Consider the following 13,958-nt stretch of genomic DNA (forward strand, 5'->3'; position numbering starts at 1 on the left):
GCGACAACGCGGCACGCGGGCCGGCCCCGCCCGACACCGGTGCGGATCACTGCCGTCACGGCGGAGCGGGGGCGGGGGCGTCGTGACTCGTCGTCCGGCCTTCAGCGACGTACCACAACGCCTCGGGCCGTGCCCGGCCCGCGCCCCGCACAGTCCGCAGCCGGGGCGGTCCGCCCACACCCCCGGGCCCCGCCGGCCCTGCCGATGCCCGCCGGCCCTGCCGATCGACCGGCCCCCGCCGCCGCTCCCGTCCGGCAAAGGAGGAGACCGCCGCCAGGGCATGGAAGGCCGCGCGGCGCACCGCGAACAACGCGCTCGGTACGGCGCGGATGCCGGGGTGTTCCGCAGCCGCCCGGCGCACCGGCACACCACCGGTCCGCTCCGCGGCCCGGTCCGTCACGGCCGCCCCCCGGCCGTCGCGTCGAACCCCGGTATCAGCCGGATGCCCAGTGCCCGCTCCACCTGCCGGGTGACGGAGCGGGCCGTGCCCCGGTCGGGGGCGGCGACCATGAAGCTGGCCAGGTGCAGGGTGCGCTGCCTGCTGACCCGCTGGCCCGGCGCGAAGTGCGGGGAGAGGTGGACCAGTTCGGGGTAGCCGCGCAGGACCGCCCCGGCCGGGGTCTGCGTGGCCACCCGCCAGTTGCCCGCCGGGATCGGCAGATACCGCAACAGGGCGACCCGGGTGAACTCCGGCAGCCCGCTCGGCTGGAGACCCAGCGCGGCGCGGCCGATCTCGGCGGCGTAGTCGTAACCGGCCGCCACCTTGAACATGGTCGGCAGCGGGCCGCCCGCCCGCGCGTTGACCTCGATGACGCGCGGCCCGTCGGCCGTCAGCGCGATCTCGGTGTGCACCGCGCCCGAGACCAGCCCGATCGCCCTGATCGCCCGGTCGGCGACGTCGACGGCGGCCGCCCGGGTCGCCTCGTCCAGCCGGCCGGGCAGCACGACGCCCTCCTCGGCGTAGCCATGCTCCAGGGGCAGCCGGTCGGAGACCGCCAGGTGGTGGGCGGTACCGCCGGCCAGCAGCGACTCCACGCTGCAGTAGGCCGCGTAGCCGCTGTCACCGTCCCTCTCCAGCGCCATGCGCTGCTCCAGCAGGTACGCCTCGTCGGACTGCAGGAAGGTGGTCTTCTCGGCGCGCGCCGCGGTGAAGGCGTGGATCAGCTCGGCGTACGTCGACACCAGCCGGACACTCTGGCTGCCCGTGCCCAGCGAGGGCTTGAACACACCGGGCAGCCCGACGCGGGCGGCTGCCGCCGCGAGGTCCCGCTCGCTGGTGATGATCTCGAACTCGGGTGAGGGCACGTCGCGTTCGGCGAAGAGCAGGCGCTGAAGCGACTTGGACTGGGCGATGGCCACCGCCTCGGGCGGGTTGCCGGGCAGGCCCAGACGGAAGGCGATCTCCGCCTGCGGGCGCAGCAGCAGTTCGGAGTAGGTCACCACACCGTCCAACGGCAGCCGGCCGTGCAGGGCGACGGCGGCCAGGACCGCCGCGTCCAGGTCGGCTACCTCCACGAACTCGCCGCGCAGCCGGCGCCGTTCCCAGTCCGCGCGGACCGGCTCGGCGGGGCGCCAGGCGGTGACGTACACGACGCTGACGGCGTCGGTCAGCGTGGACAGGGAGTCGAGGGCCTCGCCGGTGGCGTGGCCGCCGATCCCGGCGAGGAGCAGAACGTGAGGGGCACCCATGATGGCGAGGCCTTTCGTCCGGGGGCGGGGAGGGACAGGAGCGCGTTCGCCCCGGCCGGCGGCCTGTCGCCGGATACCGGACCGTCCTGGTCGGCGGGGGGGGCGTCGTCTCCACCGGAACCACGGGCCCGTCGCCCGGCTCCCTGGCCCGGTCCTGCTGTTGCGCCAGCGTCCGCCTCGCGCGCCGGGTAGCTCAAGGAAGCCGGGACGAATGGGTCAGGTGACCTGTTCGAGCCGCCCGTCGACACGGTGCGGGACGGGCGTCGACACGGTGCGGGGCGAATGCCGGAAGTTGCCGGATTCCCGGCCCCCCGCTGGCCGTCCGGAAGGTCGCCCGCCTACTTTCGGGGTTCGGCGGACCCGCACACCGGACGTGCGGGAAGCCGGGACGCGCCCCGTTACCGAACCCTTGGGAGGTGAGGACGAGACGGCGTACGCACCCCTTTTTACCTTCCGGCGGCCCGCGGTCCGGTGCCCGGACCGCCGCCCCAGGCCACACGCCACGGGTCACAGGCCACCCCGCACCACGGACGCCGGGAAGCGGGGCACCGCACAGACCGCTCGGAGCCCGAGAACCCACAGCCCGGAGCCCGAGAACCCACAGCCCAAAGCCCGAGGCCGTGCCCGACGCGCCGCCCGTGAAGGGACGGAACATGCTCAAGGAAATCGACCTGGAACGGCCCGGCGGCCGGCAGCACCTGCGCGGCGCACTGCGCGACGGGTTCTTCCTCGTCCGCGACACCGTTCCCGAAAGTCTGCTGGACGAGGCGTACGCCTTCCTGCGCGCCTTCTTCGCCCTGCCCCCCGACGCCAAGGCCACCTGCCGGGTGGCGGGCGGCAACGGACAGGCCGGCTACACCCCACCCCTGCCGCAGCGCACCGGGAAGGACCCCGCGCCCGACTGGCAGGAACTCTTCCACTGGCAAGCGCCGTTGCCCGCACGGCACCCGCTGCGCCTGCGCTACCCGGCCCGCTACCCCGACCCGTACTTCCCCGACCACCTGGTGCCCGGTATCGGCTCCGCGCTGCGCGAACTCCACACACGCCTGCTCCGCTTCCAGCACGACGTCGTCCGCACCCTCGCCGGCGCCCTCGGCGCCCACCCCGACTACTTCACCGACATGCTGCAGGACGGCCCCGCCGTCAACCGGGCCACCTGGCACCCGCCGATGGACCAGGCGCCCTCGCAACGCCAGGTGTGGACGGTGGAGCACCAGGACGTCGACCTGATCACCGCCCTGCCCAGGGCGACCGCGCCCGGCCTGGAAGTCCTCCTCGACGGCGAGTGGCTGCCCGTCGAGGCGCCGTCCGGCTACACCGTGGTCCATGTCGGCACCGCCCTCGACCGCCTCACCAACGGCTTCGCCCGCGCCGCCGTCCACCGGGTCATGGCCCAGCCGGGCCAGAGCGGAGGCCGCCTCTCCCTCGCCCAGTTCTGCCACCCCACCCCCTGGACCGCCCTCACTCCCCTCCCCGTCCCGGACACCGACCCCTCCCCCCACCGCTTCGCCACCCTCACCGCGGACGAACTCGTCCAACGCAGCACCTACCGCACCCACCACCTGACCCCGTAACAGCGCAGGCATGCGTACGGACAACGGCCATCGCTTCGCGTCTGCGCCTACCGGTCGGTCATTTGCCGGTTCGCCGGGCGCCGGGCCGGCAGCGGGTGTGCCGAAGCCCCTCCACCCGCGCAGTCCGGCACAGGCGCTGCCCTCCCGCCGCTCCGCCCCTGCGCCCTGAGCACGAGCGGGGCCGAGATGACACATTCCGCCCCGATCCCGCCGCATCTCCCCCGGCCTCCCGGAAGCTGCACCTCAACCGCACCACCCCGCGCGCGCCCCCTCCACCCCCGCCCGCCCCGGACCTGACGGAGAGTGATCCCCATGCTCAGCCGACGCACCCTCATACGGGCCTCGGCCGGCACCACCGCTGCAGCCGCCCTCACCGCCACCACCGGCGGCCTCGTCCTCGCCGCCGCCGACACCGCGGTGCCCTGGAACAGCCTGCGGTACCGTCTCACCGGCCCGCTCGTCCTGCCCCACGACGCCCGTTACGACACCGCCCGGCAGCTCCAGCTGGCCCAGTTCGACACCGTTCACCCCCAGGCCGTCGCCTACTGCGCCACCGACGCCGACGTCGCCGCCTGCATCCGCTTCGCCCAGGACAACAGCCTGGCCACCGCCGTCCGCAGTGGCGGCCACAGCGCCGCCGGCTACTCCACCGGCCCCGGCCTCGTCATCGACGTCTCCCGCCTCAACAGCGTCCGCGTCGGCGGCTCCACCATCCACCTCGGCGCCGGCAGCCAGGGCGTCGACGCCGTCAACGCCCTCGCCCCGTACGGCATCCAGGTCGCCGGCGGCACCTGTCCCACCGTCGCCATGGGCGGCTGGATCCAGGGCGGCGGCCTGGGCTACGCCTCCCGCAAGTACGGCATGGGCTCCGACCTCCTCGTCTCCGCCCGCGTCGTCCTCGCCGACGGCCACACCGTACGCGCCTCCGCCACCAGCAACACCGACCTGTTCTGGGCACTGCGCGGAGGCGGCGGCGGAAACTTCGGCATCGTCACCGCCTACGAGGTGCGGCCCGTACAGATCCCGGTCCTGACCCTGTTCAACCTCAACTTCCACTTCACCGACGCCGTCCAGGTGATCCTCGCCTGGCAGGACTGGATGGCGTCCGCACCCCGTGAACTCGCCTGCGAGCTGATGTTCCTGCACTCCACCGACGCCCCCGCCGGCACCGAGCCCCACGTCGTCCTCACCGGCGCCTTCCACGGCACCACAAGCGACTGCGACCGCCTCCTGGACCGTCTCACCACCGCGGCCGGCCACCCCGGCACCAGCCGCACCAGCAGCGAACTCCCCTACACGCAAGCGATGATGCAGGTGTACGGCTGCGGCGACAAAACCGTCGACGCCTGCCACCGCGTCGGCTTCACCCCCGAGGCGCAGCTCCCCCGCGACTCCCACACCACCCAGCGCAACCAGTTCTTCGCCACACCCTGGACATCCGCCACCGCCCGCGCCGCCCTGGACGCCTTCACCGCCGACCCGGCCCCCGGCCAGTTCCGCTTCCTCGGCCTGTTCCCCTACGGCGGACGCATCAACGAGGTCTCCCCCACCGCCACCGCGTTCGTCCACCGCAACGCGGTACTCAACGCCGGATACGCGCTCACCCTGTCCACCCCCGCCCCCGCCCCGGACGACCGCGCCCGCGCCCAGGCCTGGGTGAACCACGCGTACACCACCCTGGACACCCACTCCAGTCACCGCTCCTACCAGAACTACATGGACCCGGCCCTCGCCACCTGGCGCGAGGCCTACTACGGCGAGAACTACGCCCGCCTGCGGACGGTCAAGCAGTCCTACGACCCCCACCGCTTCTTCGACTTCGCCCAGGCCATCGACTGACCCCCCACACCCCTCCCCCCCGGCCCCCACCCGCCTTCGCCCGCTCCCCACCCAAGGACCCACCGTGACCAGCACCGGCAACCACATACGCGACGTCATCATCATCGGCTCCGGCCCCGCGGGATACACCGCAGCCCTCTACACCGCACGCGCCCAGCTGTCCCCCCTCGTCTTCGCCGGCTCCCTCCTCGTCGGCGGCGCCCTCACCACCACCACCGAAGTGGAAAATTACCCCGGCTTCCCCGAAGGAATACTGGGCCCCGACCTGATGGACCGCATGCGCGCACAGTCCGAACGCTTCGGCGCCGACATCATCGACGACGACATCACCGCCGTGAACCTCACCGGCACGATCAAAACCGTCACCGACTCCACCGGCACCAAACACCACGCCCGCACCGTGATCGTCGCCACCGGCTCACAACACCGCACCCTGGGACTCCCCCGCGAGGACACCCTCTCCGGACGCGGGGTCTCCTCCTGCGCCACCTGCGACGGCTTCTTCTTCAAAGGCCGCGACATCGCGGTCGTGGGCGGCGGCGACACAGCGATGGAAGAGGCCACCTTCCTCACCCGCTACGCCAACTCCGTCACGATCATCCACCGACGCGACACCCTACGCGCCTCCAAAGTCATGCAGGAACGCGCCCGCGCCCACCCCGACATCACCTTCGCCTGGAACAGCGAAGTCACCGAACTCCACGGCGACAACCACCTCACCTCCCTGACCCTGCGCAACACCCAAACCGGCGAACACCACCCCCTCCCCGTCACCGGCCTCTTCATCGCCATCGGCCACAACCCCCGCACCCACCTATTCAAAGACCAACTCGACCTCGACGACGCCGGCTACATCCAAGTCCAAACCCCCACCACCCACACCAGCATCCCCGGCGTCTTCGCCGCCGGCGACGCCGTCGACCACACCTACCGCCAAGCCATCACAGCCGCCGCCACCGGCTGCGCAGCAGCCCTCGACACAGAACGCCACCTCACCCACCACCCCAACATCAACCTCTGCTGACCACCACCCACACACACCACGGCCGGAGCCCACCACACGAACCAGCCCCACCACCACCCACACAAAGCCAAACCCCAAACACCCACAACCACCAACCCACCCCCCCCAGCGGCCAAAACACCAAACGGAAACCCCACCCAACCGCAGGCAACACCTCCCCCAACCACACCACCCACCCCTGCCCCCACACAGAGAGCTCCACCCCGACATCAAGGAGAAGCACCTCCGTAAAGCTCTACGGCCACGCCAGCTTCGAGCTCCTCCGCAAGCGTGTCCTGCTCTACTCCTGAAAAGGCTGTGCGCAGCCACTGCGCAGGCTGAGGCCGGTTATCGCCAGGTCAGCAAGGTCTGTGCTCGAGCAGTACATGGAGCCGCGGTGACGGCGTCTCGTCGGGGGTGACGTTGCAGAGGCAGCCCTATCAGACCTCGAATCCGCAGAAGCAGCCCTGGGTGCGGCGTGCGGTGGACGGCAGTGTGAAGGATGTACCTTCCCCGCTCCGTGGCCGCGGCAGCTCGATACGCAACAATTCCGACCGCACCGCCCGCGGGTACGCAAAGCGTCAGCACTCAGGGCGGTGGGTGTGTGATCCGCAGCGGCGGCTCCCTCCACGACCTGCGCGGCTACACCCTCAACGACCAGACCCGCTCGTTGAAGATCAACCGCAACGACTGCGGATGGATGCCCCGACGTCTTCCCCTCCTGGTGCCACAGGCAGGCCCATGGAGGTCCCCGGCCCTATGGAGAAGTCACCTCCATGGTGGTGCCGGCCTGCCGGTACAGGTGGGCCAGAGCCTCATCGTCCACGGGGTAAGGGCGTTCACGCGGCAGGAGGTACGGGGCGACGTCCAGTTCTCCGTCTCGCACGTGGGCGTGGACCGTGCGGGCCAGCGGCGTGACATCGGTGATGGAGACGATCCACTCGTCAGCGTAGAGATGTGCGGCTTCGCCGGAGAGGCCGAGCTGCAGCGATCGGTGCGGAAGCGGCTGGAGGCGCAGGTCACGTTCGGGGTCCCACTGCACCCGGGCGGGAGCATGCCTCAACTGGCGCTTCCACGTGCCGATGTCGGTGTGGAGTCCGTGCTCGTAGTGGGACAGGCAGGCGTGCCGCAGTGCCCACTCGAAACCCTTCCTGGTGATCTCGACGGCGAGGACGGTCTCCTGGCCTTCCTTGCTGCCCCATCCGCAGCGGTACATCATCCACAGGAACGACGGCTTGATCCACGTCATCCGGTCCCGCTTCCACTCCGCCGGGAAACGGCCATCCCGGGCCGCCGCCAGACCGATCGCCGGCGAATACGCCTGGTAGACGGTGATCGTGGAGTCCTGGTACAGGGCTCGGATCTGGTACTTGGGTTCTGTCACTGGATCAGGGTGAACAGACGTCGTCGCACACGCCACCGAATTACCGCGGCGGGAAGCCACCGACTCTACGGTGGCGAATGAGGGGGGCAGGCGACGCCCATGAAGGCAAGGAAACCAAGTCGCGGGAGCGACGCTGGTCGGATGCGGCCGATACGGATCCCGGCGAAGGCGGAGACGACCAGCCCGAGGGAGAACGCCGCGGTGGTCACCCCGGCCGGCCAACCGGTCACGGCGGTGATCTGAAGGTTGAGGACGGCGAAGGCGTGGTGGACGATGCCCCAGCTCACGATCTGCGTCGCGCAGAGGGCGGGCAGGGCGGCGCGCGGCCGCGACCGGTCCCCCGTTCCCGTCGCGGCCCCGCTGCCGACCACGGTCTCGGACGCTCCCGGGGCGGGCTGACCACCAAGATTCATCTTGCCGTCAAGCAGGGGCAGAAGCCGCTGTCCGTCGTGATCACAGCCGGTCAGCGGGGTGACTCGCCACAGTTCGAACCGGTCCTGGACGCGATCCGGGTGCCCCGACTCGGCCCTGGACGGCCTCGCAGGCGACCGGACCGGGTACGGGCCGACAAGGCGTACGACTCCCGCCGCAACCGGGCCTACCTACGCAGACGCGGGATCAAGGCGACCATCCCGGTCCCGGCGGACCGGGTCCGCCACCGCCACAAGCTAGGCTCCCGGGGCGGCCGGCCTCCGAAGTTCGACAAGAACGACTACCGCGAGCGGCATGCCGTCGAGTGTGGCATCAATCGCCTCAAGCGCCATCGTGCCGTGGCCACGCGATACGACAAGCTCGCCGTCCGCTACGAGGCCACTGTGCTGGTCGCAATGATCAACGAATGGATATGAGTGGTTCTGGCGTACCCCTGATCGCTAGCCTCACCGGCTATGAAGCAGCGGCAGCAGAAGAAGCTCTCCCACCGCCTTTTCGAGGCAATCCTGTCAGGTGACGCCAGGAGCGCGAAAACCCTGCTGCGCAGTGGAGCAAATCCGGAGAGAAGGAACACTGACGGCACCACTCCTCTATACTTCGCATCGGTGCAGGGAGAGGTCGAGGTGGCCCGCTTGCTCATCGAGGCCGGCGCTTCCCCTGACACTGAAAGCAGCGGCCCCGGCTCGGAGGGCACACCGCTGTGCGCAGCTGCTTGCTGGGGACACACCGCAACGGTCCGGGAACTGTTGGCGCATGGGGCCGATCCCACCCTCCGCGAAGACCATGGCGCAGGCTGGTCCCCGCTGGACTGGGCGGACAATGGCCCCCACCCCGACACTGCCGAGATCCTCAGGGCAGCAGGAGCGCACCCAACAACGAAAGCTCACCCAGCTCCGTAGCCAGGAAAGTCTCACTACCCACTTTCCCAACAGGCCCTAGCTTGGGATTTAACCTTTGGGGTGGCCTGGCTAGGCCGTTTCTTTCAGATCATCGGATCGTTGGTCTGGGTGTGTCGTTGACTGACGCCCAGTGGGCGCGCGTTGAGCCTTTGCTGCCGGACCGGACGCCGAAGCGGGGTGGGCGGTGGCGTGATCACCGGCAGGTGATCGACGCGATCGCGTTCAAGTACCGCACCGGCACGCCGTGGATGGACCTGCCCGAGTGCTTCGGCTCCTGGAAGGGCGCCCACAACCGGCTGCGGAAGTGGGCCGCCGACGGCACCTGGGAGAAGGTCTTCACCGCCCTGCTCGCCCAGGCCGACGCCGAGGGCGACCTCGACTGGGTCGTCGCGGTCGATTCCACCATCGTCCGTGCCCACCAGCACGCCGCCGGGGCTCGTCAAAGGGGGCCCCGGTCGGCGAGCCAACAGACCATGCCCTCGGTCGCTCCCGTGGTGGGCTGACCACGAAGATCCACCTCGTGGCGGACGGCCGATGCCGACCGCTGGCATTCGTCATCACACCGGGGCAGTCCGGTGACGCACCCGCATTCGAGCAGGTCATGCGTCGATTACGGGTACCCAGGCGGATCGGCCGCCCCAGGGTCACACCCGACGTGGTCCTGGCCGACAAGGCGTACTCGTCACGGGCGATCCGCCTCCATCTTCGACAGCGGAAGATCCGGGCGGTGATCCCGCAGCCGGCTGATCAGGCCGCGAACCGCAAGCGGCGCGGTCGGCTCGGCGGCCGTCCACCGGCCTTCGATCGCGAGACCTACAAACAGCGGAACACCGTCGAGCGATGCATCAACAAGCTCAAGCAGTGGCGCGGTCTGGCCACTCGCTACGACAAGACCGCCACCATCTACCTGGCCGGACTCCACCTCGCCGCCATCTTCATCTGGTCGGCGAGGTGATCCAAAGGAAACGGCCTAGCGGCGTGGCCGCCCGGGCGGCCGCTCAGCCTGTCGGCCCCGGCTCGAAGCGCGGGGTGTCGGCGGGCACCAGCTCCGGGCGCATCCGATGCCAGCGAGCCGGATGGCGCCAGCGTCCGGCACCGTCTCGCGCCACGTCGACGCCGACCTCCACCACCAGCTCCGGCACGACGAGAGTGACGTGCAGACTCTCGCGCGAGCCCCATCCCGCGCTGAAGGTCCAGCCCGTCCACGGATGGTCTGCGGTCGGATTGAGGAACCCGGCGACCGCCCTGCCCGAGGCCTGCGAAAGCGTCGTGCTACGCCCGACGTAGCGCAGGCGCCCGGCGGTGTCATACCGGCCCAATAGCAGCGCGCGCGGAGCCGCCGGAGAGCCGGTGATCGCCGCGACGATGGCGTCCTCGGTGCGCCGGGCCTTGTACTTCCTCCAGGCCCTCACGGGTAAGGCCGCCTGGCGAGCGCTCGACCCGACGCGCGCCCATGCCGCACGCGACCGCGCCGCGAGCATCGAGCACCTGGAGCCGGACCATCTGGCGCACACCCGGGGGCATCCTCTCAGTGACTCGTGATCGGGCAGCCGGCCCCGTTTGACCTTGACACGGTGACAAGGTCTTGACTGTTTCCCAAGGAGGTGGTCCCGATGACCATGATGAGAGGGGACACGGATGCGATACGAGCGCTCCAGGGGCTGGCGGACAGTCGTTCGTCCGTGCGGCTGCGGGCCGCTCTGGCGGTCGGTACGGCGCCCGATCCGTGCTTCGTCGACAAGCTCATCGAGCGATGCGCGATCGAGCCCGAGTTCTTCGTCCGCGACATGCTGACCTGGGCACTCACCCGTCACCCGGTGTCCCTGACGCTCCCCAAGCTGCTCCGCGAGGTCCGCTCCGAGCGTGTGCAGGCACGCAGCCAGGCGCTGCACACGCTGTCCAAGATCGGGGACCGGCAGGCGTGGCCGGCGATCACCCGGGCACTGTTGTCCGACGCCGACGACGAGGTGGCGCGCAGCGCCTGGCGGGCCGCGGTCGTGCTCGTCCCGGAAGGCGAGGCGCTCACCCTGGCCACGGGTCTGGCGACGCAGCTCGGGCGCGGTGAGCGGGAGACGCAGCTGAGTCTCAGCCAGGCGCTGGTGGCACTGGGTGAAGTGGCCGGGCCGGCCCTGCACGCCGCGACGACGGCTGAAGACCCGCGCGTGCGCGCACACGCGCTCGCCACCCAACGGCTGCTGCGGGACCCCGACGCCGGATTCGAGCTGGCGATCGAGGAGGCCAAGCGCGTCGCGGCCCTCACCGGAGCCCCAAAGGCAGACGATTGACCTGTGTTGATCGGTGAGGTGGCCAATCGGTCCGGAGTCAGTGCCCGCATGCTCCGGCACTACGAATCGCTGGGCCTCGTGCAGCCTTCGGGCCGTACGGGATCCGGTTATCGGGAGTACTCCGCGGAGGACATCCAGCGGATCTTCCACATCGAGAGCTTGCGGTCCCTGGGCCTGTCGCTGCGTGAGATCGGGCGCGCGCTCGACGATCCCGATTTCACGCCCTCGGCGCTCGTCGGCGACCTCATCCGGCAGACGCGTGATCGCATCGCGGCCGAGACCGAGCTACTCACGCAGCTCCGCCGGATCCATGCCGCGGACCCCGTCGGCTGGGAGGACGTGCTTCAGGTCGTTGCGCTCCTCCAAGCACTGGGGTCGAAGAGCGCCGACGCACGCCAGCGCGCGGTCCTCTCCTCGGGCGACGAGGTTACGGTGCCGGTGGAAGCCCTGGTCGAGGCCGCACTCAGCGAGACAGAGCCGAACGTTGCGGGAGCCCTGCGATGGGCGTTGGCGCGATCGGACGAAGTTCCCTTGGCACTGCTGGCAGAGGGCCTCAGCTCACCGGTGGCCGCGGTGCGGGAGCGTGCCGTTCAGGCCCTCGTTGAGATGCCTGGTGATGAAGCTACCGCGCAGCTGCGGGATGCCCTTGCGAACCCCGACGCCGTGGTCCGTGGGTATGCGGCTTTGGCGCTCGGTACATGTGGTGTGGCCGACGCGGTCCCGGCGCTCATCGACATGATCGTGGAGGGAAGGAACGACACCGATGCAGCCGATGCACTGAGCGTGCTGGCGAACGACACCGCGACGGCAGATCAGATCGCGACCAGGCTCGTCGACCGCCTTGCCGACGACACAACCAAGGCACCTGCACGCGGGCGGCTGACCCAAGCACTGGCAGACATCCCGGGGACGACGGCGTCACGTGCCCTCGTGGAGCTGTCCCATGACGAGGACCGTGCTGTTGCGCTAACCGCCACATACCTGCTTCAGCTCCGCGACGTGGGGTGACAGAATCTCTCCCCCTCCGCCCCGCACGAGTCCCGCGGGGCGGAGGGGGCCTGGATCTGTCGCCGTCCCCTCGAAGGCCACGAGTCCGCCCGCAAGCGCGGCAAGATCATCGGTGGCGCGGGCGTCACCGACGAGGACATGCTGTCCATGGCCCTTCACCTGCGCGACCAGGAGATGAGCCTGCGCGACATTGCCAAGCGGCTCGTCATCACCACCGGCGCGAAGAAGGGCCAGCACCCCTCGCCCGCCACGGTCATGCGGATGCTTCGCGAACACGACGAGCAGGCCGCCAAGGCGGTGAGCACGTGATCGCCCGGCTACTTTGCGGCTGGTGTCTGGGCTAGGACTCCGAGGCCTTGGAGAGCTGGACCTGGGCTGCTTCCCCGATGGTGACTGGGACGTCCCTCTGCCCCTCGTCGAAGAGGCGCTCACCAGCGCAGAGATGCACTACGAAGAGACCTGGGAACCGGCGTCTCCGGCTACCACCGCCCAGACCTGGGTCAGGGCCTTCGCCCTGTGCGTAATCAGCGGCCTCGTATGGGATCGCAGCTGGGTCATCGGTCCGCTGCTGCGCAAGGACTACGCTCCCGCCATCCGTGACGGAGTCCCCTACTCGAAGCGGGAGTCTGTCTCCGCCCCAGCCGACCTCGCCGAGATGGACGCGCTGTGCGAGTACCTGACCATCGTGCAGGGGCGTTACCCCGGTGCCCTTCCCGGCCCCGTCCCGCTGGCCAAGCCCGACACCGAAGCGCGGCTCCGCGCCACCGAACGGCTCGACGCGGTCGGCGCCGTGGACGCGGACCAGCGGCTGCTGCGTGTCCTGCTGGACGACGACCAATCCGCCTTCGAGCAGGCCCCGGCAGTACGGCTTCTGGAGCACCGCGCTGGCGTGGGCACCGACCCGATGCCGCGGACCCTGTTGCCGGTCAGAACCGCCGCAGTGGCCGCGCTCGCATCCCTCGCGCATGGATGGCAGCTGGGCATCAGGTCGGCTTACCTGCCCGACTCCCTTCTGCGCACCCCGCAGCACTGACGAAGCTGTCGTTTGGATCCGTCTGGGAACGTGTTCGAGCCTGTCGCACTGCACGAGGACCTGCTGGCCAGTCGCACCCGCCACTAGGAATGAGTGGCTTCAATCTCGCGGATGCCACTCATGGAACGCTCGGTCGGCGCGGGGCCGCCGTCGGCGACCTGTTACGGCCAGCGGTCTCGGAGGTGGATAGGCGAGCGCGCCCCGGACCGATACGGTCCGGGGCGCGCGTGGTGTTCGGGGCGGCTACAGCTCGAACTCGAGGTGTTCGATGTCGGTGAAGCGAACTTCGTCCAGGCTTCCGGCGCGGCGGCCGCCGTCTTGGAAGTACACCTCGCGCAGCGCGTCGGCGGCGATCTGCTGGAGCTGCTGGTCGCCTGCGCCGGCTTGCTGGGCGTCGAGGAGGCGGGCGGCGTGTTGCGGGGGCAGGGCGACGGTCAGGTGCCGGATGCGGGACTCGTCCGTCGATCCGATGGGGGCGGTGTAGCCGAGGCGTGCGCGGGTGTCGATGACGATGCCGCCGGTGGTGGCCGCTCTCTGCCGGGCCCGGGCGCGGACCTGCGGCTGCCAGCGCCTTTTCACCTCGCGTTCCAGGCGTGCGGCGAGGTCCGGGCGGGGCTTTTTGATCTGGTCCTTCACGTACCGTTCGACGGTGCGCTGGGAGATCCGCAACATCTGGGCGACCGCGCGGGTGCCCTTGAGCTGCTTGACCAGGTAGCGCATCTGGGCGGGTGCGCTCTTGGGCGCCGGGCGGGTGAAGGATTTCTGCACCGCGGCTTCCAGGCCGTCCCCGAACAGGCTCATCGTGACCTTCT

14 protein-coding genes are annotated in these 13,958 nt (G+C 70.2%); 10 read left to right on the top strand and 4 right to left on the bottom strand.

Annotation, left to right across the window (positions count from 1 at the left end):
• Positions 1-396: 396 nt before the first annotated feature.
• Complete coding sequence (locus IE118_RS30110; protein WP_189561259.1) at positions 397-1,689, bottom strand: ATP-grasp domain-containing protein; 1,293 nt, start codon at positions 1,687-1,689, stop codon at positions 397-399.
• Positions 1,690-2,342: 653 nt separating this feature from the next.
• Here IE118_RS30110 and IE118_RS30115 point away from each other — a divergent pair.
• The 3 genes from IE118_RS30115 (at position 2,343) to trxB (ending at position 6,126) form a co-directional block, all read left to right on the top strand.
• Positions 2,343-3,263: a 2OG-Fe(II) oxygenase family protein gene (locus tag IE118_RS30115; protein WP_189561260.1), complete on the top strand. Its 921-nt coding sequence runs from the start codon at positions 2,343-2,345 to the stop codon at positions 3,261-3,263.
• A 312-nt stretch (positions 3,264-3,575) separates the two neighbouring features.
• Positions 3,576-5,102 (top strand): FAD-binding oxidoreductase, encoded by a 1,527-nt coding sequence (locus IE118_RS30120; protein WP_189561261.1) that lies wholly within the window; start codon positions 3,576-3,578, stop codon positions 5,100-5,102.
• Positions 5,103-5,166: 64 nt separating this feature from the next.
• Positions 5,167-6,126 (top strand): thioredoxin-disulfide reductase, encoded by a 960-nt coding sequence (gene trxB / locus IE118_RS30125; RefSeq protein ID WP_189561262.1) that lies wholly within the window; start codon positions 5,167-5,169, stop codon positions 6,124-6,126.
• A 736-nt stretch (positions 6,127-6,862) separates the two neighbouring features.
• On the opposite strand, the gene IE118_RS30130 is transcribed toward trxB, so the two are convergent.
• Positions 6,863-7,489: a DUF4291 domain-containing protein gene (locus tag IE118_RS30130; protein ID WP_189561263.1), complete on the bottom strand. Its 627-nt coding sequence runs from the start codon at positions 7,487-7,489 to the stop codon at positions 6,863-6,865.
• A gap of 77 nt (positions 7,490-7,566) precedes the next feature.
• Here IE118_RS30130 and IE118_RS34785 point away from each other — a divergent pair, with 77 nt between their 5' ends.
• The 3 genes from IE118_RS34785 to IE118_RS30145 all read left to right on the top strand — a co-directional run bounded on the left by IE118_RS34785 (position 7,567) and on the right by IE118_RS30145 (position 9,775).
• Complete coding sequence (locus IE118_RS34785; protein ID WP_373303247.1) at positions 7,567-8,337, top strand: IS5 family transposase; 771 nt, start codon at positions 7,567-7,569, stop codon at positions 8,335-8,337.
• 39 nt (positions 8,338-8,376) lie between these two features.
• The gene (locus IE118_RS30140; protein WP_189561264.1) at positions 8,377-8,820 is read left to right on the top strand and encodes an ankyrin repeat domain-containing protein; all 444 of its coding nucleotides are present in this window, start codon (positions 8,377-8,379) and stop codon (positions 8,818-8,820) included.
• A 95-nt stretch (positions 8,821-8,915) separates the two neighbouring features.
• Positions 8,916-9,775 (top strand): IS5 family transposase gene (locus tag IE118_RS30145; protein ID WP_268248982.1). Its coding sequence is split into 2 segments (ribosomal slippage): positions 8,916-9,261 and positions 9,261-9,775, totalling 861 coding nucleotides; the frame shifts between segments, so codons are not numbered across the junction.
• Positions 9,776-9,818: 43 nt separating this feature from the next.
• Here the strand turns inward: IE118_RS30145 and IE118_RS30150 are convergent.
• The gene (locus tag IE118_RS30150; protein WP_229847005.1) at positions 9,819-10,232 is read right to left on the bottom strand and encodes an ATP dependent DNA ligase; all 414 of its coding nucleotides are present in this window, start codon (positions 10,230-10,232) and stop codon (positions 9,819-9,821) included.
• A gap of 201 nt (positions 10,233-10,433) precedes the next feature.
• Between IE118_RS30150 and IE118_RS30155 the strand changes: the two genes are divergently transcribed.
• From IE118_RS30155 to IE118_RS30170, 4 genes are all read left to right on the top strand, one after another.
• Positions 10,434-11,105: a HEAT repeat domain-containing protein gene (locus tag IE118_RS30155; RefSeq protein WP_189561265.1), complete on the top strand. Its 672-nt coding sequence runs from the start codon at positions 10,434-10,436 to the stop codon at positions 11,103-11,105.
• A 3-nt stretch (positions 11,106-11,108) separates the two neighbouring features.
• Positions 11,109-12,113 carry a MerR family transcriptional regulator gene (locus IE118_RS30160; protein ID WP_189561266.1) on the top strand — a complete coding sequence of 335 codons (1,005 nt, stop codon included), beginning with the start codon at positions 11,109-11,111 and terminating at the stop codon, positions 12,111-12,113.
• 138 nt (positions 12,114-12,251) lie between these two features.
• On the top strand, positions 12,252-12,422 hold the full coding sequence (locus IE118_RS30165) for a hypothetical protein (protein ID WP_229847006.1): 171 nt from the start codon (positions 12,252-12,254) through the stop codon (positions 12,420-12,422).
• A 22-nt stretch (positions 12,423-12,444) separates the two neighbouring features.
• A complete protein-coding gene (locus tag IE118_RS30170) occupies positions 12,445-13,146 on the top strand; it encodes an Imm49 family immunity protein (RefSeq protein WP_229847007.1) in 702 nt (233 codons plus the stop codon).
• A 243-nt stretch (positions 13,147-13,389) separates the two neighbouring features.
• On the opposite strand, the gene tpg is transcribed toward IE118_RS30170, so the two are convergent.
• Complete coding sequence (gene tpg, locus IE118_RS30175) at positions 13,390-13,947, bottom strand: telomere-protecting terminal protein Tpg (protein ID WP_189561268.1); 558 nt, start codon at positions 13,945-13,947, stop codon at positions 13,390-13,392.
• Between the last annotated feature and the right edge of the window lie 11 nt (positions 13,948-13,958).

Source organism: Streptomyces pilosus (assembly GCF_014649835.1).
Taxonomy (GTDB): domain Bacteria; phylum Actinomycetota; class Actinomycetes; order Streptomycetales; family Streptomycetaceae; genus Streptomyces; species Streptomyces pilosus.

What these genes read in the sequence shown, in the direction of transcription:
- IE118_RS30115 (WP_189561260.1), top strand. Translation starts at nt 2,343, where the DNA reads ATGCTCAAGGAAATCGACCTGGAACGGCCCGGCGGCCGGCAGCACCTG.
- IE118_RS30140 (WP_189561264.1), top strand. Translation starts at nt 8,377, where the DNA reads ATGAAGCAGCGGCAGCAGAAGAAGCTCTCCCACCGCCTTTTCGAGGCA.
- tpg (WP_189561268.1), bottom strand. Translation starts at nt 13,947, where the DNA reads ATGAGCCTGTTCGGGGACGGCCTGGAAGCCGCGGTGCAGAAATCCTTC.
- IE118_RS30155 (WP_189561265.1), top strand. Translation starts at nt 10,434, where the DNA reads ATGACCATGATGAGAGGGGACACGGATGCGATACGAGCGCTCCAGGGG.
- IE118_RS34785 (WP_373303247.1), top strand. Translation starts at nt 7,567, where the DNA reads ATGAGGGGGGCAGGCGACGCCCATGAAGGCAAGGAAACCAAGTCGCGG.
- IE118_RS30120 (WP_189561261.1), top strand. Translation starts at nt 3,576, where the DNA reads ATGCTCAGCCGACGCACCCTCATACGGGCCTCGGCCGGCACCACCGCT.
- IE118_RS30110 (WP_189561259.1), bottom strand. Translation starts at nt 1,689, where the DNA reads ATGGGTGCCCCTCACGTTCTGCTCCTCGCCGGGATCGGCGGCCACGCC.
- IE118_RS30165 (WP_229847006.1), top strand. Translation starts at nt 12,252, where the DNA reads ATGCTGTCCATGGCCCTTCACCTGCGCGACCAGGAGATGAGCCTGCGC.